The organism is Nocardioides marmotae (assembly GCF_013177455.1).
Taxonomy (GTDB): domain Bacteria; phylum Actinomycetota; class Actinomycetes; order Propionibacteriales; family Nocardioidaceae; genus Nocardioides; species Nocardioides marmotae.
The window spans coordinates 1,813,820-1,832,784 of the sequence record NZ_CP053660.1; the positions used below are offsets into that span (position 1 = coordinate 1,813,820).

The 18,965-nt window shown below is 70.7% G+C and carries 20 protein-coding genes; 10 read left to right on the forward strand and 10 right to left on the reverse strand.

Annotated features, from left to right (window positions below):
- Positions 1 to 175 precede the first annotated feature (175 nt).
- Entirely contained in the window at positions 176 to 733 is a 558-nt protein-coding gene (locus tag HPC71_RS08760) for a hypothetical protein (RefSeq protein ID WP_154614563.1), read from the forward strand.
- Positions 734 to 913: 180 nt separating this feature from the next.
- Here HPC71_RS08760 and HPC71_RS08765 read toward each other — a convergent pair whose 3' ends face one another.
- Together HPC71_RS08765 and HPC71_RS08770 are read right to left on the reverse strand one after the other, a co-directional pair.
- Positions 914 to 1,786 carry an alpha/beta fold hydrolase gene (locus tag HPC71_RS08765; RefSeq protein WP_154614562.1) on the reverse strand — a complete coding sequence of 291 codons (873 nt, stop codon included), beginning with the start codon at positions 1,784 to 1,786 and terminating at the stop codon, positions 914 to 916.
- Complete coding sequence (locus HPC71_RS08770) at positions 1,783 to 2,676, reverse strand: alpha/beta fold hydrolase (RefSeq protein WP_171896576.1); 894 nt, start codon at positions 2,674 to 2,676, stop codon at positions 1,783 to 1,785. Before HPC71_RS08770 ends, HPC71_RS08765 begins: the two co-directional genes overlap by 4 nt.
- Positions 2,677 to 3,067: 391 nt before the next feature.
- Here HPC71_RS08770 and HPC71_RS08775 point away from each other — a divergent pair, with 391 nt between their 5' ends.
- The 3 genes from HPC71_RS08775 to HPC71_RS08785 all read left to right on the forward strand — a co-directional run bounded on the left by HPC71_RS08775 (position 3,068) and on the right by HPC71_RS08785 (position 5,774).
- On the forward strand, positions 3,068 to 3,862 hold the full coding sequence (locus tag HPC71_RS08775; RefSeq protein WP_253943961.1) for an ERCC4 domain-containing protein: 795 nt from the start codon (positions 3,068 to 3,070) through the stop codon (positions 3,860 to 3,862).
- Between the two features lie 341 nt (positions 3,863 to 4,203).
- Positions 4,204 to 4,686, forward strand: coding sequence for a SigE family RNA polymerase sigma factor (locus HPC71_RS08780; RefSeq protein WP_154611862.1), 483 nt, complete (start codon positions 4,204 to 4,206; stop codon positions 4,684 to 4,686).
- Entirely contained in the window at positions 4,683 to 5,774 is a 1,092-nt protein-coding gene (locus HPC71_RS08785) for a hypothetical protein (RefSeq protein WP_154614560.1), read from the forward strand. The genes HPC71_RS08780 and HPC71_RS08785 overlap by 4 nt, the downstream gene beginning before the upstream one ends.
- Before the next feature lie 6 nt (positions 5,775 to 5,780).
- Here the strand turns inward: HPC71_RS08785 and HPC71_RS08790 are convergent, their stop codons facing one another.
- The 3 genes from HPC71_RS08790 to HPC71_RS08800 form a co-directional block, all read right to left on the reverse strand.
- Positions 5,781 to 6,176 (reverse strand): hypothetical protein, encoded by a 396-nt coding sequence (locus tag HPC71_RS08790; RefSeq protein ID WP_154611860.1) that lies wholly within the window; start codon positions 6,174 to 6,176, stop codon positions 5,781 to 5,783.
- A gap of 336 nt (positions 6,177 to 6,512) precedes the next feature.
- A complete protein-coding gene (locus HPC71_RS08795; RefSeq protein ID WP_154614559.1) occupies positions 6,513 to 7,589 on the reverse strand; it encodes a hypothetical protein in 1,077 nt (358 codons plus the stop codon).
- Positions 7,586 to 8,794 (reverse strand): hypothetical protein, encoded by a 1,209-nt coding sequence (locus HPC71_RS08800; RefSeq protein ID WP_154614558.1) that lies wholly within the window; start codon positions 8,792 to 8,794, stop codon positions 7,586 to 7,588. Before HPC71_RS08800 ends, HPC71_RS08795 begins: the two co-directional genes overlap by 4 nt.
- A gap of 204 nt (positions 8,795 to 8,998) precedes the next feature.
- Here HPC71_RS08800 and HPC71_RS08805 point away from each other — a divergent pair, with 204 nt between their 5' ends.
- Positions 8,999 to 9,931, forward strand: a complete 933-nt coding sequence (locus HPC71_RS08805; RefSeq protein ID WP_195849510.1) for a restriction system modified-DNA reader domain-containing protein — start codon at positions 8,999 to 9,001, stop codon at positions 9,929 to 9,931.
- 151 nt (positions 9,932 to 10,082) lie between these two features.
- Positions 10,083 to 10,550, forward strand: a complete 468-nt coding sequence (locus HPC71_RS08810) for a nuclear transport factor 2 family protein (protein WP_154611857.1) — start codon at positions 10,083 to 10,085, stop codon at positions 10,548 to 10,550.
- 25 nt (positions 10,551 to 10,575) lie between these two features.
- On the opposite strand, the gene HPC71_RS08815 is transcribed toward HPC71_RS08810, so the two are convergent.
- Complete coding sequence (locus HPC71_RS08815) at positions 10,576 to 11,034, reverse strand: nuclear transport factor 2 family protein (protein ID WP_171896577.1); 459 nt, start codon at positions 11,032 to 11,034, stop codon at positions 10,576 to 10,578.
- The gene (locus HPC71_RS08820) at positions 11,031 to 11,900 is read right to left on the reverse strand and encodes an LLM class F420-dependent oxidoreductase (protein WP_154614557.1); all 870 of its coding nucleotides are present in this window, start codon (positions 11,898 to 11,900) and stop codon (positions 11,031 to 11,033) included. Before HPC71_RS08820 ends, HPC71_RS08815 begins: the two co-directional genes overlap by 4 nt.
- 202 nt (positions 11,901 to 12,102) lie before the next feature.
- On the opposite strand from HPC71_RS08820, the gene HPC71_RS08825 reads away from it, so the two are divergent.
- Positions 12,103 to 12,912, forward strand: coding sequence for an IclR family transcriptional regulator (locus HPC71_RS08825; RefSeq protein ID WP_216656578.1), 810 nt, complete (start codon positions 12,103 to 12,105; stop codon positions 12,910 to 12,912).
- 7 nt (positions 12,913 to 12,919) lie between these two features.
- Here HPC71_RS08825 and HPC71_RS08830 read toward each other — a convergent pair whose 3' ends face one another.
- Genes HPC71_RS08830 through HPC71_RS08840 form a run of 3 tightly spaced genes read right to left on the reverse strand, consistent with a single transcriptional unit; the run spans position 12,920 to position 15,167 of the window.
- A complete protein-coding gene (locus HPC71_RS08830; RefSeq protein ID WP_154614556.1) occupies positions 12,920 to 13,720 on the reverse strand; it encodes an SDR family NAD(P)-dependent oxidoreductase in 801 nt (266 codons plus the stop codon).
- On the reverse strand, positions 13,717 to 14,031 hold the full coding sequence (locus HPC71_RS08835) for a ferredoxin (RefSeq protein ID WP_154614555.1): 315 nt from the start codon (positions 14,029 to 14,031) through the stop codon (positions 13,717 to 13,719). The genes HPC71_RS08830 and HPC71_RS08835 overlap by 4 nt, the downstream gene beginning before the upstream one ends.
- Positions 14,028 to 15,167 carry a 3-ketosteroid-9-alpha-monooxygenase, oxygenase component gene (locus tag HPC71_RS08840; RefSeq protein ID WP_154614554.1) on the reverse strand — a complete coding sequence of 380 codons (1,140 nt, stop codon included), beginning with the start codon at positions 15,165 to 15,167 and terminating at the stop codon, positions 14,028 to 14,030. The genes HPC71_RS08835 and HPC71_RS08840 overlap by 4 nt, the downstream gene beginning before the upstream one ends.
- A 146-nt stretch (positions 15,168 to 15,313) precedes the next feature.
- Here HPC71_RS08840 and HPC71_RS08845 point away from each other — a divergent pair, with 146 nt between their 5' ends.
- The 3 genes from HPC71_RS08845 (at position 15,314) to HPC71_RS08855 (ending at position 18,959) form a co-directional block, all read left to right on the forward strand.
- Entirely contained in the window at positions 15,314 to 15,949 is a 636-nt protein-coding gene (locus tag HPC71_RS08845) for a TetR/AcrR family transcriptional regulator (protein ID WP_171896578.1), read from the forward strand.
- A gap of 164 nt (positions 15,950 to 16,113) precedes the next feature.
- Positions 16,114 to 17,709 (forward strand): steroid-24-oyl-CoA synthetase, encoded by a 1,596-nt coding sequence (gene casG, locus HPC71_RS08850; RefSeq protein WP_154614553.1) that lies wholly within the window; start codon positions 16,114 to 16,116, stop codon positions 17,707 to 17,709.
- Entirely contained in the window at positions 17,706 to 18,959 is a 1,254-nt protein-coding gene (locus HPC71_RS08855; protein WP_171896579.1) for an NADH:flavin oxidoreductase, read from the forward strand. The genes casG and HPC71_RS08855 overlap by 4 nt, the downstream gene beginning before the upstream one ends.
- Positions 18,960 to 18,965: the final 6 nt, after the last annotated feature.

Genomic DNA, 18,965 nt, shown 5'->3' on the forward strand with positions numbered 1-18,965 from the left:
CGCCGTCGGCCGCTGTCGAACCGCCTTGTGGCTCGCTTTGGGCTCACTGTGCGCTGGACGAGACCGGACTCTGCGTCACGTAGGACCGCGCGGCCGGGCCGCCCGGAGGCGCGCGGAGAGCACGCTCAGCACGAGCAGCTGCCGCAGGGGCGCCGGGTGCGCCTAGGTTGTCTCCATGACCGACGTAGAGGAGCTGGTGGCCGCTGTCCGGAGGCGCGCCGAGGGGACGCCGTACGTCGTGACCGAGACGCCGAGCGGGTTCGACGTCCAGATCGACATCGCGGACGCCAGCTGGTACGCCCTGCTCTACAAGGAGCACCTCTCCCGCACCTGGATCTACCACGTGAAGGTGGAGGACGGCGCGACCAAGACGCTTTCGATCACCGACGACGTCCGCACCGTCGACTGGCGCGTCGGAGCGGAGTCGCGCGACGGGCAGCCTGTTCCGGTGCTCGGTGGTTCCCTGTCTCGTCAGCTCGGACGTGTGGAGAGCCAGGGCTTCCAGAAGGTCTACGCCACCAACGAGCACGGGGAGTACGCGAAGGTCCTCGACATCCGGTTCGATTCCGCCGAGGGTCGTGACCTCATCCGAGGGCCCGCGCGAGAGCTCGGCTGGACGGAGAAGCGAGGCCTCTCCGAGCGCATCGGACTGTACGTCGGCGTCAGCACGCTGGTGATGCTCGTGCTGGGCGGCCTCGTGGTGGCGATCGTGGCGCTGACCGTCGGTTTCTGACTCAGCCGCGCTCAAGGTCTACGGGTCTGCCCCCGCGTTGGTTGACACTCGGGGCGGACCCAAGCAACCGCGGCGCGCACATTTCGGACACTCTGGCGCTGCTGACTTTGCTCACGGGCGCTCGAGCGATGGGGGAGGAGTCCCGCAAGCGGATCGCCCCATGGGCGCGCGGAGACCTCACTAGCGGGTCAGAGTCCCCACGATTTCCTCCCAGTGCCGCAGCGGCACCAGGTGCCCCTCTCCGGGGTAGACGACGAGGCTGGCGTCGGGCAGGTGGTGCCGCAACCATTCGCCGTTGACAGGTGGAGCCATCTGGTCGAGTTCGCCGTACCAGAGATGGACCGGGCATCGGATGTCCTCCACCTCGATACCCCATGGGCCGCACCAGGCGACGTTGTCCCAGGCAACTCCCATCGGCCCTTGCCGCAAGCCCTCATGCAGCACCGAGAACAGGTTTCCGCGCAGGAACGGGTCACTGACCACGCCCGGATCCGTCTCGCCCCAGAGCCAGTCGATCCAGGGGGCCTGCTCGTCGTCGCGGACCGACATCATGGTTTGCAACATCTCCTCGTTGCCGATGACGAACTGTTCGGCGGCACGAGCCGGCTCGTCGGGGAGGAAGGAGAGAGCAAGGCGGTCGTTGTCGGTGAAGCTCTCGAGCGCCCCCGGCACCTGTTGGAACGGCGCGTTCCCACCAGCCACGCCCGCACGGATCACGCGTTCGCCCAGCACTGCCGCGGCGGCTAGCGCAAAGGGTCCACCCCCTGACCACCCGAATGCTGCAAACCGCCCGATACCGAGACCGTCCGCGAGAGCCTCGACATCGTGCGCGATGCTGATGAGGCTGTACGGACCGGGACCAGAGCCGCCGTAGCCCGGCCGGTCGAAGCTGACCACCCGGACGCCCAGTGCCGTGGCGATCTCCTCACCGAAGCTGACATCCAGTCGCGACCCGGGCGTGCCGTGGAAGTAGACGATCGGAGTTCCCTCGGAGTCCCCAGCTTCCCGGACCAGGATCGAATGACGCCCCGTCACGATCTCGCGCTCGATCATGGCGTGGGTATGCCGCCGAGCTGGCGGAGATCCTCAAGGATCTCTGGGGCCTTCTGTATGAGGGACAGGTGGCCCTCTCCCTCGAGCAGCTGCGCCGACGCCCCGGCGACGTTCACGGCCAGCCACTCCGCGTGGGTGAACGGCACCATCGCGTCCAGGCGGCCCTGCCACACCGAGACCGGTACTCGGATCGCCTGCAGGTCGAACCCCCAGGGACGCGTGTGGGTCATGTCGTCGTCGCGCCACCCCACGATGCCCTGACGTCCAGCAGCGTTGACCGAGGCTGCGAGATACCCGGCCAGCTCGCCGTCCAGCGCGGCGCGGTCCACCGGGGGCGCCAGTGCGCCAAGTCCTGCGGCGACGTCGTCGGCACTGACGGTGAAGAACCCCGTCTGGGTCTCCAGGAACGCCTCGAGCGCCTCGACTCCGGCGAAGACGGCCGTGTACTCCGCGACGTTCTCCTCGGCCATGCCGTCGCGAATGTCCCCGTCGTACTCGTCGGCTGGAGCGATGCCGACGCAGCACGCGGCCGCCAGACACCGGTCCGGCAGCAGCGCGGCGCAGGCCAGCGCGCGCGGCCCACCGCCGGACCACCCGATGGTGAGAAAGTCGCCCACCCCGAGGTGGTCGAGCACCGTGACGGTGTCCGCGACGTCATCGGCGACCCGCGCCGTCGTTGCCCCGTCCGGGCGCGGCGACGAGGCGCCGTACCCCGGGCGCGAGTAGGAGATCACCCGGAGACCCTGCTCCGCCGCGGCGCGCTCCAGGGTCGGGAAAGGCACCGCACCTTGGGGAGTCCCGTGGTGGTACAGGAGCGGGAACCCGTCGTCCGGCCCCGCGTCGAGCACCTCGAGGCTGCGGCCGTCGTCTGTCGGGACGAGGAGTGGCACGACTACTTGGCCCCCTTCGGCACGCTGCCTCGAATTGCTGGTGCGCCGAGTCACAGGCTACAGAGGGCGGGCGCGGCTTCCCGACAACCTGAGTACACACCCCTTCGACCAGGTCGTCGACGCTGCGGGTGGAGATGCCGTGGAGGTAGGCCTCCATCACGACCGCCTTCGTCATCCTCGCCGGCCTGCTGACTGCCCGCGACTGCAGGAACGATGAGCCGACGAAGAAGGACCGCCAACGCCTGCGCGCGATGGTCGCCGCGGTCAAGAAGGACCGGGCGCTCGTGCTTGGGGGATCATCCTCAAGGCGAAGGACACCTGGCCGCGCACCGGCAAGGTCTACTGCCACCGGGTCGAGGAGTGGCCGGTCGACGCCGAGATCATCGAGAGGGTGGCGGTGCGCTCCTGCGTACGACGGGGCGCGGCGATCGACCTCGTGCTCGATCGCGGCCGGGAGAACCGCTCCCAGATCATCATCACCAATGCCCGCGGGCGTCAGATGATCTTCTGGCAGACCGCCCGCACTGCCAGGCAGGCACGTCCGGCGGTGGCTCTGCCTGGCGCCCGCGCCAGCGGGGTCGCCGACCTGGAGATCGCTGTCGACATCCGCGAGCGATATCCGTTCACGTTCGCCGACCGGCAGGCGACGACCCGTCGCGAGCCGCTCAGCTCCGGCGACTACGGGCTCATCGTCGACGGGTTGCTGCAGGCCACGGTCGAGCGGAAGTCGCTGGCCGACCTCGTCTCCTCGCTGACCAACGGCAAGCTGACGTTCCAGCTCACCGAGCTCTCCGCGATCCCGCGCGCCGCGGTGGTCGTCGAGGAGCGCTATTCCCAGGTCTTCAAGCTCGACCACGTTCGGCCGAGTGTCGTGGCCGACGGGATCGCCGAGTGCCAGATCCGATTCCCCGCCGTGCCGATCGTCTTCTGCGAGACCCGCAAGCTCGCCCAGGAGTGGACCTACCGCTTCCTCGCGGCTGCCCGGGCCGGGTTGGCGGAGGAGATGATCGGCGACCTCGCCGTACGCGGCCTCGAGGCGGCTCCGCCGCTCGCGCCCGCACCGCCGAGCCCGTCGGACGTACGTCGCTGGGCGTCCGCGCCCGACATCGTCGTCTCCGACCGCGGCCGGATCCCGGTGGCAGTGATGGATCAGTACCTCGAAGCCCGCGCTCGCGGCGCGATCTGACACTGCGGTGGTCTGCGACAGCCGGTGCCCGCTGACACGAGGGCTCGGATTGGGCTCGCTTTGATTCGCAAACGTCCTCAGCGGCGTGCCGGCGCCCTCGGGCCTCTCAGATGGCATCGCTGCAGGTCAGAGAGCAGTTTCGTCCATCGAGTGCGGCCAGTGGGACAGGATCGCGCTCACGCTCAGCCCATCTGTGACCCGTGATCTCGGCGTCGATAGTGCGGACCGGCGTTGGGGCTCGCCGGGAGCTCAGTTCGAAGTCGGCCCGAGGATGTGGACAACCATTCGTCGTGCCCACCTCGTTGAACGGCCAGGAGGTCTCGATGCGTGAGGCTGGGGTCATGGAGGCGTCGCCGACGTTCGAGGAGTACGTCGCGACACGTGGCCGTGCCCTGTGGAGGAGCGCATGGCTGCTCACTGGTGACGCTCAGCGAGCCGAGGACCTGGTGCAGACGGCGTTGGTGAAGTGCTGGCGCCGGTGGGACAAGATCGCGGCGGACGGTTCGGTCGACGGGTATGTCCGCCGCGCGATGGTCACCACGTTCACGGACTGGCGGCGCCGCCGATGGGAAGGCGAGGTGCCCACCGCCGAGCTGCCCGCCGGTTGGAACGGCGACGCCGACCTCGCGGTGCGGCGCGACGTGCTGTCCGCACTGGCTCTGCTGCCGCGGGGCCAGCGAGCGGTCATCGTCCTGCGGTTCTACGACGACCTCACCGAGTCGCAGACGGCGCATGTGCTCGGCATCAGCGTCGGGACCGTCAAGAGCCAGACCGCTCGCGCGCTGAAGACGTTGCGGATGTCGGAGTTCCTGGAGGAGTCATGAGTGAGCAGAGCCTGCGAGATCTCCTGAAGCGCGCTGTGCCGGAGGCACCGGATCTGGACGTGGCGGCCCTCGAACGTCGCGCCGCGCGTGAGCGGCGCAACCGCATGTCAGTTGCGGCAGGGGGTGCGGTTGTGGTGGCCATCGTCGCGGGATCGCTGGCACTCACCACGCTCACTCTGGACGATGGTCGGCCTCCGTCGCCGAGCGAGATCGCTACCGAGCCCCCTACCGCCAGCGATGTTCTGGATGGTCCAGTGGCGCCCTACGACCCGCCGCCGTGCCCCGCGCGTCTGCCGGTCCCCGCGGAGAGCAGCCACGTCGTGCCCGACCTGGGAGAAGTCGCCGCGATTCGTCTGTGCCCGGATCTGAATCCGCACGGGGATCGAGCGTGGCAGCCGTCCGCCGATCAGGTCGCCCAGCTTGACGACGCCGATGCGCTGGTGAGTGATCTTGCGGGCTTCGCAGTCGCCCTGCGGAAGATTCCCCCAGGGCTCCCCGATTACTGCGCCGACGGCGAGGACTCCTACGAAAGGTATTCGTTCGCGTTCTATCGGCCGGACGGGACGCGGGTGATGGTGGGTGTGGCCGGCTGTGAGCCGGTCACGATCGCCGGCCAGGACGTCGACAGCAACGCAGTTCGGCAGATCTATCTGGCGTCCTTGGATCGACAGCGGGACACCCTGACCTACTCGCGACCGTTCGACGACGAGCTCACCTGCGCGTCGCAGGAGCGCGGTGGGCCGATCCGGCCGGGGCGGGAACGACTGGTCGCGGCGATCGCGTGCGACATCCCGCCGGGAGCCGAGTCGATCCCGATGGACCTCGAGCCCGTCGAGCTGGACGCCAGGGCGCTCGATGAGCTCGAGCGTGCGTGGAGCAAGCCTGGCGATCCGATCGTCCGTGAGTCGAGCGGGGTGAACGAGTGCGTCGATCTACCGGAACCGCCGTCATTCATCCTGGCAGGGACCGACCGCAGCGATGTGGTGCGGTTGATCGACAGCCCCTGCGGCTTCCTGGTGTGGCACGGCTGGGAGGACAGCGACGGTGCCACCATCCCCACGACGCTGACCGGCCTGGGCGTCGAGTAGTGACCGTCATATTCCTTGAAGGTCTTCTAGGACTGTGTTCAGGGGAACAGTCAGCGTGGCCCAGGCCGCAGAGCGGCTCGGCGTCAGCGTGCCCGGATGCAGTTGCAGCGGCTGCTTGGGCCGGCCGTTGAGCCGGTCGCCAATGAGGACGCCGTCGGTGCCTTCGCGGCGTCGCTTCGGTCCGTTTTCCGCAACCGAGCCACGCGTCGTTTGTTCCGGGCGGCCGCCGCGGGATCTTTCCGACCTCCGGCCGACGATCGTTGGCTCATGGTCGTCGACTTGGCGGCGAGAGGCATCGCATCTGCCGACGTCGAGGGATATCTCGGCGAGTCCGATGTGGACGGACTCGTCAAGGACTACCTCCTGGTCGCCGCCGACAGCGACGCGGACGTTGTCCTTCACGTCGTGGCTGACCGGATGGGATTGGCGAGCGCGCCAGCCTGCGCCAGGCAATCACGGGTAGTCCGACCTTGCCGACCGCGGGCGGGACCCAAGCGCTTCAGCGCAGCGAGACCGTCGCGGTGTCGGTCGCTGGACGCGAGGGAGCCGTCCGGCGGCCCAACCTGGTCGGCGCCCTCGTCGGCAAGGCGGCCGCGCTCAGCAACGTGGGCGGCCCGGGTCTGGGCGCCATCGACGTGACGTCGTCATCCTCGTCGGGCTGATCACGTGCGTGGCGCTGCTGGAGAGAACCGGCTCTGACGTGCGGTGATGCCCGGTGGGTCATGGGCGGCGCGGTTATCAGCCGACCTCGTTCAGGGGTAGGCGGGACCAGATCGGCAGGTCCTGCGGCGCTCCGGCGCCGGTGAAGGAGAGGACCTGCTCCACGACGAGCTCGCGCGGCTCCGCGTCGGTGTCGACCGCGAAGACCACCCGACCCGCGACGTCGCGGGTCGAGGCCTCGAGTCCCTCGCGACGGACGGGCTCGGCGCCGTCGAGGGTGACCACAGGCGCGCTCCGCCGGGATGGGGACCAGGTGTCACCGGCCGCGTTCTCCGCGGAGCGCACGCCGAAGGGCTGGAACCGGACGGCGCCCCACAGGGTGCCCTCGTCGGCCCACCCGAGTGCCGGGTCGTAGGGATACAGGACGAGGTCGCTGGTGACGAACGTGGCCCAGGTCGGCCGCAGGGGCGAGTCGGGGTCCGCGGCGACGAACTCGCACGAGCTCGGTGCCTCGGCGCATCCGGCCGAGAAGGTGCGGTCCCGTTCGTACAGCGCCTCGGCCACCCCGGCATCGATCTCGCCCGACGCGACGTCGGCGGTCTGGGTCAGGCCGTCGTACTCGACCTCGACGGTGAGGTCTTCGACGCCGGGCCGCCCCTCGACGCCGACGGCGACCGAGGTCGGGTCGTCGCGGAGGGAGCTGAGGTCGCCGGGCACGATCGTGACCAGGTCGACGCGCTGGTCGCCGACGATGAGGCGCACCTCGACCGACCCGCCGGGCGCCAGGGGGGGCTCCCAGCTGGCGGGGACCAGGCTGCCGTCCTCGGGCGCGGCCAGGTCCGGCCGCTCGTCCCACCTGGGGTCGTTGCGGTCGACCTCCAGGAGCCCGTAACCGAGGGTCTCGACGGGGGCGCCGACCCGCACCGCGACCTCGCCGCCGGGCACCTTCAGCGTCACGGTGCGGCCGTAGGCCGCCGCGCGCAGCGGCAGCTGCTCACCCACGTCGGCCGCGACCGTCGGTCCGCCGTCGAGCGCGCGCCACACCATGGTGCCGAGGACGAGGGCGGCCACGGCGAGCACGACCGACAAGCGCACGGCCAGCGCGCGGAGGCGGTCGCTCCGACGAGCGTCGGGGGTGGGGCTGGTGGTGGTCATGAGAGGTCCCCGCCCGGGATGGTCCACCGGAAGTGCACGGGCCGCCGTTCGCGGACGAACGGCTCGCCGTCGACGGCCTGTCCCTGGTAGTCGAACCGCAGGTCGGGGGCCGGCTTCCCTGCCGCGACGTCGAAGACGAGCTGGTCGGGGTCATCGGGGTCCGAGATGGTCAGCAGCCCCTCGTTGAGAGCGTTGACGTTCGCGGCCGGGCGGAGCGGCTCGGCATCGCCGAGGCGCGCTGAGAACTCGAGGGCCTCGTCATCCCAGAACCTCGTCGCCTCGCCACGTCCACTGACCAGGGAGACGCGGCGGGGACGGGCGACGTGGACCACCAGGAACTCGCGGCCCTCCTCGGCCCAGCCCAGCCCGTCGACGTACGGCGTGCGCAGGGTGAGCTGGACGCGGCACTCCAGGTCCGGTCGGAAGTTGACCCTGAGCCCGCTGTCGTCGAGACGCCTCGGCGTGCCGCACGGGATCGCCTCCCTCTCGGCGAGCTGCTCCTGGGACGGGAGCTCCCCGAGGCCGGCCGCCTGTCCGCTCTCGACGGCCCCGTCGGAGGCGTGCACGACCTGGGTCAGGCCGTCGACAGTGACGCGCACCTCGAGCTCGGTGGGGTTGCCGTCGACGGCCACCCAGACCCCGCCTCCCTGCTGGAAGGGGCCGTCGGGATCGAGGACGAGCCCGTCAGGCCCGGACAGGGGGTAGTCGCGTCCGTCGGCGCGCAGGACCACCTCGGTCTCCTGCGCGTAGGGCCTGCCGATCGAGGACAGCGGGATGCTGTAGTCCTCCTCGAGCTTCACCTCGACCCGCACGAAGCGGCCACCTTCCGGCGCCCGCACGTTGGCCTCCGCCCCGAGCAGGTCGGGCAGCTCCTCGCGAGGGGCCCCCGCCCCGGCCTTCGTCCGCGCCCAGGGCAGCAGGACCTGGCCGTAGTGCGGCAGGTCGTCCTCCGCGAACGGCACGTCGAAGAGCTGGCCGACCTGGGCCCGGGGCCGGTCGTCCTCACCGGCCCGGACCACGACCAGCGCGGCCGAGAGCCCGACCACGAGCACCGCCAGCAGGGCGACCAGGGGCCACAGGCTTCGCCCCTCGGTCCGGGGCGGTGCCGGACGGGCCGGCCCGGTGGGCTCCGTGGGCTCGGTGGGTGCGGTGGGTGCGGTGGGCTCGGTGGCGGCCCGCGGCTCGGCCGAGCTCTCGTGGTTCATGGGCTGCACCGTCCCCGGCGGTCGCCACCGCGAAACTCCAGAGGGCGGTCGGCTCCGGACGACCATCGTCGCGCCCGCTTCACCGGCTCTGACTTGCGGTGATGCGAGTCGCGACAACCCCGTCCACGCCTGCCTCGCGATGAACTAACGCGCTCGCTCGTTCGCTGGTCCCGCGGAGAGGTTGGCGCACGCGCAGGCAGACGGATGAGCAAGCGGGCTGAGGGTGATCGCAACCGCGCGCATCGAGCTCATCGGTACGTACTGGGTACCTGCGCGCCGGCGGTACCGGCTGCGACCCGGCGCGGCAAGATAGCGGATGTGAATGCGATCATCGCCGCCAACGTCCAAGTGCCGTCGTCCGGTGCTGCGGCGATCATTGCCGATTTCGCCGAACATGCCATCCGAGTTGCTTACATCGCTCGGCGGGACATCAGCCGGCTCCCCGAGACCGAGTGGCGTGTTCCAGGCATCTACGTGTTGATCGCGGATGACGGCTCCCACAGTGTCTACGTCGGCAAGTCGACTGACCTCCGCTCTCGAGTCATGCAGCACAAGTTGGCGAATGCGCACGTGCCGGGGTGGTCGCGCGCGGTCCTCATCAAGCGCGACACCAGCAATGGATTCACCTCTGCGGACGTGGGCTACCTCGAGGGGAGACTCTCCGCAGAACTCGACGCGATCTCAGGAATCGTCGTGGTCAAAGGAAAGACCGACGGCGATTCGACCCTGCCCCCGCACATGCAGATGTCGCTGGACGCGCTTCTGTCCTCGATCCTCGCATCAGTTCGTCTCGCGGGCGTCGACACCCACCGGGAGGACGACGGAGGTGAGCAGTCCCCCTCTGCGGTCAGCCGAACACAGATACCTGGAACCGTCGCGGACCTCCTTGCCGAGGGGCTGCTCCATGCAGGCGCAGAACTGCACTGCGCTCGGGCTGGCAAGCACGGCGTAGGCACCGTCGCCCCAGACGGACAAATCATCGTCAACGGCGTCGGATACACCGCTCCATCTCTCGCTGCCGGAATCTCGCTCGGTGCTCAGAGCTCGGCGGGATATGGCGGGTGGGAACTCTGGCACGTGGGCTCTCTCTCCGGCCCGAAGTTGGCCGACCTGCGCTCGCAACTGCCAAAGAGCTAGACGGTATGGAGTGACCGCTCAGGGTGGACCGGGCACTGAGCCGGGGAAAACGCGATGGGCGGCGATGTCGGTCCACGGGGCGCGCTGTCGTAGTCCCGATCAGTGGCATCGGCTGGGCCGTGATCCCGATGGTGTTCCTAGGTTCGCCCGCATGAACCCTGTCGACGACGTCGCCGCCATCACCCGATTGAAGTACCGCTATCTCCGCTGCCTCGACACCAAGGAATGGGACGGGTTCGCGGCGTGCTTCGCGCCGGACGCAACGGCGGACTACAACGGCCTCGTCTTCGACGACCCCGAGTCCCTGGTGGACTACATGCGCCGCAACATGGGGGACGGCGTCCTGACCATGCACCAGGCGCACCATCCCGAGATCGACGTCGACGCGGACGACCCGGACCGGGCGACGGGGACGTGGTACCTGCACGACAAGGTCATCGTCGACGCCGTCCGCTTCGCCCTCGAAGGTGGCGCCACCTACTCCGACGTCTACACGCGCATCGAGGGGGAGTGGCGGATCCTCCGCACGGGCTACCGGCGCACCTTCGAGCTGACCTGGAACCTCGACGAGCCCGGCGGCGTGCGGGTGCATGGTCCCGAGGTGCGCTCGCGCTTCTGAGGCCTGCCCGACGCCCGGGCCTCCGTCACAGCCGCCCGGTGCGGGAGAGGAGGTCTCGTGCGTCGGCGCTGCCGTCAAGCCCGCGGGTGGTCCGGCGGGTGGTGCGCCAGCCGTCGGGGGTGCGGACGAGGTCGAAGTGGTTCGCCCCGATGCGGGCGGGGAACACGCGGTCGCCGCGCCGCACCAGCAGCACCGACTCGCAGACCGCGACCGCCCGATCGCCGTCGACGGCCACGTGCGCCGGGCCGAGGAAGTGGCTGCAGCCGTTGCCGATCAGCCCCTGGTGGGCGTCGGAGCGGACCATCGCGTCGACCTCGGCGCGGCTACCCATGTAGAGCTCATCGACGTCGTACACGCCCTGCTCGGTCCACAGGTCCGCCACCCGCTCCGCCTCACCGGCGTCGACGAGGGGACCGTACGAGGCCACGAGCTGGGTGATCGCGACGACGTCCTCCAGGCGCTGGAGGCGCTCCTCGATGCTCACTTCTCCTCCTGGGGTGTGAGGTCGGCGAGCGAGGCCAGCGCGGCGAGCTGCTCGACGTAGTGGTCCGCCGTGGTGGCGGCGACGTGGACGTTGACGACGGTGGCGCCCGCCGCGATCGTGCGCTCGAGCGCCTCGACGGTCCGGTCCGGCTCGCCGAGTGGGTCCACCGGGCGCCCGGCGCCCAGGACCACCTCGAAGCCGTCGGGCAGCGCGGCCTGGGCGAGCATCCCGCGCAGGCGGTCGCGGGGGAGGCCGAACGGCACCCAGCCGTCGCCGTGCTCGCGCGCCCGGCGCAGGCTTCGCGCAGTGTGCCCGCCGATCCAGAAGGGCACCCGGTCCTGGCTGGCGTGCGGCTCGACGACCACGTCGGAGAAGGAGTACCGGGGTCCGTCGTACACGGGCGTGCGGGTGGAGAGCGCGGCCCGCAGGGCCGGGAGGGCGTCGTCGGCGATGGCGCCGCGCGCGGCGTAGTCGGCGCCCAGCAGGTCGAACTCCTCCTCGATCGAGCCGACGCCGAGGCCGAGGACCAGGCGGCCGCCGCTGACCAGGTCGAGCGTGCCGTAGCGCTTCGCGATCTCGAGCGGGTGGTGGTAGCCGAGCACGAGGACCTGGGTGGCCAGCCGGATGCGCGTCGTGCGTGCGGCGAGGTACCCCAGGGTCGCGAGGGGGTCCCAGTAGCGGCCGCCGCGCTCCGCGGCGATCGGCACGGGGACGGCGACGTGTTCGGAGCACGTGAGGTGGTCGAACCCGAGCCGGTCCGCGGCTTCGGCGATCGCACCCAGCTCCGCGATCCCGGCCGCCGGCTCCCAGGGGCCGAAGAAGCCGGGCAGGGCCGTGACGACCGGGCTGGTGACGCCCACGCGCATGGGTGCTCCTCGTCTCGCAGGTTCCTGCCATCCAAGCGCCGGGACCCGGCGCCGGGCGTGCCGCTGTCCCGGTGACCGGAAGTAGAATGAATTTCAGAAAGCTCCTTCCGGAGATCTCCCGCCACTGTTAGCGTCGTCACTAGAATTCGTTTCAGTTCTGGTTCGGGGGAGGGCACCGATGTCGGCGTCGACGATGGATCAGGTGGACGGCACCACGGAGGTGTCGGGGGGCGCGGGGCGCGTGCTGCCCCCGTCGATGGTCGAGCGGATGACACTGATCCTCGACCTCTTCACGACGCGTCGGACCCGGCTGGGCCTGGAGGACATCGCCGGGGCGACCGGTCTTCCGCGCTCCACGGCCCACCGCATCCTCGACCAGCTGGTCGGCCTGGACTGGGTCGAGCACGGGTCGGCCGGCTACGGCCTCGGGCGCCGCTCGCTGGTGCTCGGCGGCGGCTCCGCGGAGCACGCCGACCTCAGGTCGGCTGCGTCCCCCTATCTCCACGAGCTGCTCCTCGCGACCGGTGCGGTGATCCACCTGGGCGTCCTCGACGGGGGGCGGGTCTCCTACCTCGACAAGCTGGGCGGGCGCTTCGCGACCTCGGTGCCGTCGCGGGTCGGTGGCTCGGCGCCGGCCCACTGCACGGGACTGGGGAAAGCGATGCTCGCCTGGATCGAGCCCGAGCGCGTCGACACGCTCGTGGGCGACGGCATGCCGGCGCACACGGGGGCCACGATCGCCCGGCTCGACGCCCTGCACCGCGAGCTGGGACGGATCCGCGCCCGAGATGGCCTCGCCCTGGAGCGTGGCGAGTGCTTCCCCCACATCGCCTGTGTCGCCGCCGCCGTGCGCGGTCCCCGTGAGCCGGTCGGCGCGATCTCGATCGTCGTGTCGGCGGATGCCGCCCTCGAGCGGGTCGCGCCGCTGGTGCTCGGCGCCGCCCGGCGGGTCTCCGAGGACCTCTTCCCGGACGTCGACGACCGCCGCCGACGGCTGAGCGTCGTCGACTGACGGGCCGTCAGGGCTGCGGGAGGAGGTTCCGCATGATCTTCTCGGTGCCGGCGACGAGGCGGGCCCGCTCCCCGGTCGAGCGCAGCTCGACGATCGCCTCGTTGCCGCTCACCACATGTACCGGCCCGTGGGGGAGGGCGGCGAGGCCCTCCCGCGCGACGGCAGCGGCCTCGGAGACGTGCATGCCCGGTACGTCGAAGTTCAGGCCGGCCCGCTCCATCGCCGGCGTCCGGGTCACCCCGAGCACCAGCTCCAGCACGTGCACGCCGTGCTCGCGCAGCTCGGCCCAGAGGCCCTCGGCGAAGATGCGGGAGAAGGCCTTCGTGCCGCCGTACACGCCTTCGGTCGAGGTGCCGACGTAGCCGGCGAGCGACCCCATGAGGAGGATCCCGCCGCGGCCGCGCTCGCTCATCGGCCTCGCGTAGTGGTGGGTCAGCGCGAGCATCGCGCCGATGTTGAGGTCGACCACGCGGCGGAAGGCGCCGAGGTCGCCCTCGGTGAACGGCCGGCCGTGTGCGTTGGCGCCGGCGTTGTAGACGACCAGCCCGACCTCGACGTCGTCCGTCGCCGCGACGACTGCGTCGATCGCCTCCGGGGTGGTGAGGTCGGCGACCACGGTGCGCACCTCGACGCCGAGCGACCGGACGGTGGCGGCGGTCGCGTGGAGCGGACCCGGTCGACGGGCGACCAGGACGACGTTGATGCCGGCTGCGCCGAGCTCCCGGGCGAGCTCGGCGCCCACGCCCTCGGAGCCGCCGGCGATGACCGCCCATGGCCCGTACTGCCCGTGGGTGTCCAGCTCGGTCATCGGTCGGCCTCCTGAGCGGGGTTGGACTTCAGCGGTTCGTCGGACTGCACCGAGAGCTCACCGCGCACCGCCGCCTCCCGGATCGAGTCCCGGACCGCCGTGCAACCCGGGAACGCGCTTCGGTTCGGACGGTCGGATCGGGCCTCGGTCGCGCGCCGCTGCGTGCACCGCTCGAGCGCGTCGGCGGTCCACTGCAGCGTCGTCTGGTCCCAGCTGCTCTTCCGCGCTGTGACGCCGGCGCCGCACGCGGTGCAGGTGACCGGCTCCATCGGCGCGGCCTCCAGCCGCACGTCAGGCCGCGGCGAGGTCATGCCCGGAGGGCGCGCGCCGCCAGGTTGTGCTCGACCTCGGCCCGCCACGCCTCGTTGGGACGCGTCGTGTCGATCTCGAACTCGAAGCGGTCGGACATCTCGGGCTGCACGTCGGCCACGTCGACGTAGAACTGCTGGTACCACCGCCGCAGCTGGTAGACCGGGCCGTCCTCCTCGCACAGCAGCGGGTTGTCGATGCGTGCCTTGTTCTTCCAGATCGCGACGTCCTGCTCGAACCCGTACCTGATGAACGCGCCGGTCTTCTCCGCCATCTTCTCGGCGTCCTCGTCGGAGATGCCGTCCTTCTTCTCCACGATGATCCCGTATTGCAGGACGAACGAGTTCTCGTCGATCGGGTAGTGGCAGTTGATCAGGATGGTGTCGACGTCGAGGTCCTCGTAGTGGTAGGTGACCTCGTCGATCATGAAGCTGGGGCCGTGGTAGGCCGCCACGCTCGTCGTGCCGAGCACCGTCGGGTTGTGCTTCGCCGGCTTCGTCGGCCGCACGTCCTCCCGTCCTGCACCGTTCATGTACTGGAAGGCCGTGGTGCCCTCGAAGACGTTCTTGAAGTACGTCGGGAACGAGTAGTGGATGTAGAAGAAGTGCGCCATGTCGACGACGTTGTCGACGATCTCCCGGCAGTTGGCGCCCTCGATCACCGTCTCGTACCAGAGCCAGTCCGTCCAACGGTCGTCATCGACCTGGGGGATCCGCGGGATGGTCACATCGGTCGGCGGCGCGTTGCCTTCGGGGTCGTTCCAGACGAAGACCATGCCGTCCTGCACCATCGTCGGCCAGGCCGCCGTACGGGCTCGCAGCGGGATGCGCCGGGCGTAGGGGATCTGCTTGCAGCGGCCGTCGCCGCCCCAGCGCCAGTCGTGGAAGGGGCAGGCGATCTCGTCGCCCTTCACGGCGCCTTGCGAGAGGTCGCCCCCCATGTGGCGGCAGTGGGCGTCGAGCACGTTGATCCGGCCGTCGGAGCCGGCGAACACGACCAGCTTCTGGCCGAACGCGCCGACCCGGTGGGGCGTGCCGTCCGCCAGGTCTCGGGCGAGCCCGAGACAGTGCCAGCCGCGCGCGAATCGCCGGGGGGCGGCGTCCACCTCGATGTGCCGGATCTCCTCGGTGCGCGTCATGGGGCGAGTGTGCGGCGGGCCGTCCGGTGGCCGCCGGCTCCGGTCCCACTCAGCGGTAGCCCGCCAGCACGCCGGCGCCCGGCGGGGCCGAAGATAGGCAGGCGTCCGGACGTGTGCGGGCGTCCCGACGAGACCAGGAGTGACGCGTGCCGCGAATCACCGAGGCCCGGCAGCCCGCCGAGCCCAACTCCGCCGAGCAGCGCGACCGTCACCAGCGCATCCTGCGTGCCGCCAGCAAGCTGGGTGCCGAGCACGGGCTCGAGCGGATGCAGATGAACGATGTGGCGAAGGAGGCCGGCGTCGCCATCGCCACGCTCTACCGCTACTTCCCGTCGAAGACCGACCTGTTCGTCGGAGTGCTGCACAGCCAGATTCGGCGCCTGGGCGGGACGGCCGTGGTCGGTGCCGCGGCCGACGGTTCCCGGGCGGCGGCCGTCGCGGAGGTGCTGATCGCCGCGGGGCGCAAGATGCTCGAGCGCTCCCAGCTGGCCACCGCGATGCTCCAGGCCAACAACATGGCCCAGCTCCAGGGCGGCCGGGAGTACACCGAGGCCAACTCCGCCTTTCACCACGTGCTGCTCAACGCGCTGGGGGTCGACGAGCCGGGGAAGGAGGACTACCGCATGGTCCGGATCATCGAGCAGACCTGGTACGGCATCCTCGTCTCGGTCCTCAACGGCGTGGTCACCCAGGACGAGGCCGACGAGGACATCCGGCTCGCGAGTCGGCTGCTCCTCGGGCCGAGCTATGACGACGGCGGCGAGGTCGCGCGGTTGCCGTGACCGGGTGATCGGCGTCGACCTCCGCGACCCGAGGCGTGCGCCGCGGGTCGCCGCAGGAGATCGACCGCTCGACCACGACCGCTCTGAACGCGGGCTGCTGCGACGTCCCGGTCACCGGGATCCATGCCCCCGCTGTCCGGGCCGGAGCGCGAATACTCCCCGCCATGAGCGCGGAGGTCAGTGAGCTGGTGGTGGAGGACGTCCTCGGGGCGCCCGTCCGGGTCTTCGCGGAGAGGTTCCGCGCGTTGCACGAGGTGCTGGCCGCGTCCGTCGATCACGGTGACCGGACCTACCTCCGGACCCTCGACCGCGCGGTGACCTTCGGCGAGCACGCACGCCGTGTCTCCTCGCTCGCGCTCGCTCTGAAGCAGGAGCACGGCATCGGCAAGGGCGACCGCGTGGCGATCGCCGCCGCCAACTCGCAGGAGTGGATCGAGACCTTCTGGGCGACGGTGTCGATCGGCGCGATCGCCGTCGGCTGCAACGCCTGGTGGTCACCGCGAGAGCTCGCGCAGGCCCTCGAGCTCACCCGCCCGGTCCTCGTCGTCGCCGACGAGCGTCGCCGAGCGAGCCTCGGCACCAGCGAGGTGGCGGTCGTCGTCATCGAGTCCGCCCACGAGCGGATGGCGACGGCACACCCCGACGCGCCGCTGCCGCGTGCCGACGTCGCCGAGGACGACCCGGCGGTCATCCTGTTCACCTCCGGCACCTCCGGCCGGCCCAAGGGGGCGGTGCACAGCCACCGCAACCTCTGCTCCGTCATCGAGTTCCACCGCAGCATGGATGCGATGGCCGCGCAGTACGGGGACCCGGTCGCACCCGAGGACAAGGTGTACCTGCTGGCGATGCCGCTCTTCCACGTCGGCAGCCTGCACAACCTCACCGTGCCGCGGCTCGCGACCGGCAGCACCGCCGCTCTCCACCTCGGTGCCTTCGACCCGGCCCGCGTCCTCCAGCTGGTGCAGGACGCGAGGGTCACCCACTGGGGAGCCGTGCCGACCATGGCCAACCGGCTGCTCGACTTCGACCGGACGGGCGACTACGACACCTCGTCCCTCTACGCGTTCTCGCTGGCCTCCGCCCCGTCGACCGCCGCCTTCAAGGAGCGGCTGCGCGCCCGGCTGCCCTTCGCCGGGGCGCTCGTCGACAGCTACGGCCTGACCGAGTGCTGCACCGCGGTCACCGTGGCCACGCCGATGGACCTGGCGGAGTCGCCGGGCACGCTCGGCACGCCGATCCAGGGCGTCGAGCTCGAGGTGCGTTCCCCCCTCGGCAACGCGCTCCCGCCGGGAGAGGAGGGCGAGGTCTGCGTGCGCAGCGCCTACAACATGCTCGGCTACTGGGAGAACCCCGAGGCGACCGCCGCGGCGTTCGACGAGCAGCGCTGGCTCCGGACCGGCGACATCGGGTCGCTCGACGAGAAGGGCCGAGTCCGCTTGGCCGGGCGTCGCTCGGACCTGATCATCCGCGGCGGGGAGAACATCTACCCCGCCGAGGTCGAGGGGCTGCTCGCGGAGCACCCGAGCGTTCGCGAGGTGGTGGTCGTCGCCGTCCCCCACGACGACCTCGGGCAGGAGGTGGCGGCGGTCGTCGTGCCGTCCGACCCCGAGGACGACCCGGCGGCGCTGATCGCGTCCCTGAGGGAGTTCGCCGCAGAGGGGCTCGCCCACTACAAGGTCCCCGCCCGCTGGCGGGTCGCAGTGGAACCGCTCCCACGCACCGCGACCGGCAAGGTCATCCGGCCGGCGGTCAGCCCGTGACTCCACCGGACGTCTTCACCCCGGGCCGCATCGGACCTCTGGTCCTGCGCAACCGCACGATCAAGGCGGCGACGTACGAGGGTCTGAGCCACCGCGGCCGGGTCACCCGCGACCTCATCGACTTCCACGCCGCATACGCCAGGGGCGGCGTGGGGATGACGACCGTGGCCTACTGCGCAGTCGACACCGACGGGCGCACCGACCGGCACCAGGTCGTGTGGACCGACGGGGCCATGCCCGGGCTGCGCGCGCTGACCGACGCGGTCCACGCGGAGGGTGCCGCCGCCTCCGTGCAGATCGGCCACGGCGGGCCGGTCGCGGAGGCACGCAGCAACCGGTCGCCCGCGCTCGCGCCGAGCGCGCGGGTCAACGTGATCGCCATGAACAAGTCGAGGGAGGCGACGGTCGCCGATCTCCAGCGCATCGTCGCGGCCCACGGCCGGGCCGCGCGCCTGGCCGTGGAGGCGGGCTTCGACGCCGTCGAGGTCCACCTCGGCCACAACTACCTGGCGAGCGCCTTCCTGAGCCCGAAGCTCAACGGTCGCGACGACGAGTACGGCGGCGGTCTGCGCAACCGGGCGCGGCTGGCCCGTCAGATCATGGCGGCGGTCCGCGAGGAGGTGGGTGACCGGATCGCGATCATCGCGAAGATGAACATGGACGACGGGGCGCCGGGCGGCTTCTGGCTGGACGAGGCGATCCCGGTCGCCCAGTGGCTGGAGGCCGACGGCACGCTCGACGCGCTCGAGATGACGTCGGGCAGCTCGCTGCTCAACCCGATGTACCTCTTCAAGGGCGACGTCCCGCTCGAGGAGTTCGCGGGCGTGATGCCGCAGCCGATCAAGGCGGGGGTCAAGGTGATCGGCCATCGACTGCTCAAGCACTACCCCTACACCGACGGGTTCCTGCTGGAGGACGCCAAGCAGATCCGGGCGGCGGTGGGCCTGCCGATGATCCTGCTCGGCGGCGTCACCAGCCGTGCGGTGATGGACACCGCCATGGCGGAGGGGTTCGAGTTCGTCGCGATGGCGCGGGCCCTCCTGCGCGAGCCCGACCTGGTCAACCGCATCAAGGACGACGAGAGCCGCCGATCGCTGTGCATCCACTGCAACAAGTGCATGCCGACCAACTACACGGGCACGCGCTGCGTGCTCGTCGACCGCCGTACCTCTCGGACCGCGACGTGGGGCAAGCCCGAGGGTTATGCCGAGCCGTCCGGTGAGTGGGACGCGTCACACCGCGCCGGCTGATGCGGT

Bases quoted from the DNA above. Each gene is read 5' to 3' on its own strand.
- casG (WP_154614553.1), top strand. From the start codon at position 16,114: ATGAGCGCGGAGGTCAGTGAGCTGGTGGTGGAGGACGTCCTCGGGGCG.
- HPC71_RS08805 (WP_195849510.1), top strand. From the start codon at position 8,999: ATGAGCAAGCGGGCTGAGGGTGATCGCAACCGCGCGCATCGAGCTCAT.
- HPC71_RS08820 (WP_154614557.1), bottom strand. From the start codon at position 11,900: ATGCGCGTGGGCGTCACCAGCCCGGTCGTCACGGCCCTGCCCGGCTTC.
- HPC71_RS08840 (WP_154614554.1), bottom strand. From the start codon at position 15,167: ATGACGCGCACCGAGGAGATCCGGCACATCGAGGTGGACGCCGCCCCC.
- HPC71_RS08765 (WP_154614562.1), bottom strand. From the start codon at position 1,786: ATGATCGAGCGCGAGATCGTGACGGGGCGTCATTCGATCCTGGTCCGG.
- HPC71_RS08760 (WP_154614563.1), top strand. From the start codon at position 176: ATGACCGACGTAGAGGAGCTGGTGGCCGCTGTCCGGAGGCGCGCCGAG.
- HPC71_RS08800 (WP_154614558.1), bottom strand. From the start codon at position 8,794: ATGAACCACGAGAGCTCGGCCGAGCCGCGGGCCGCCACCGAGCCCACC.
- HPC71_RS08830 (WP_154614556.1), bottom strand. From the start codon at position 13,720: ATGACCGAGCTGGACACCCACGGGCAGTACGGGCCATGGGCGGTCATC.
- HPC71_RS08795 (WP_154614559.1), bottom strand. From the start codon at position 7,589: ATGACCACCACCAGCCCCACCCCCGACGCTCGTCGGAGCGACCGCCTC.
- HPC71_RS08780 (WP_154611862.1), top strand. From the start codon at position 4,204: ATGGAGGCGTCGCCGACGTTCGAGGAGTACGTCGCGACACGTGGCCGT.
- HPC71_RS08810 (WP_154611857.1), top strand. From the start codon at position 10,083: ATGAACCCTGTCGACGACGTCGCCGCCATCACCCGATTGAAGTACCGC.
- HPC71_RS08785 (WP_154614560.1), top strand. From the start codon at position 4,683: ATGAGTGAGCAGAGCCTGCGAGATCTCCTGAAGCGCGCTGTGCCGGAG.
- HPC71_RS08835 (WP_154614555.1), bottom strand. From the start codon at position 14,031: ATGACCTCGCCGCGGCCTGACGTGCGGCTGGAGGCCGCGCCGATGGAG.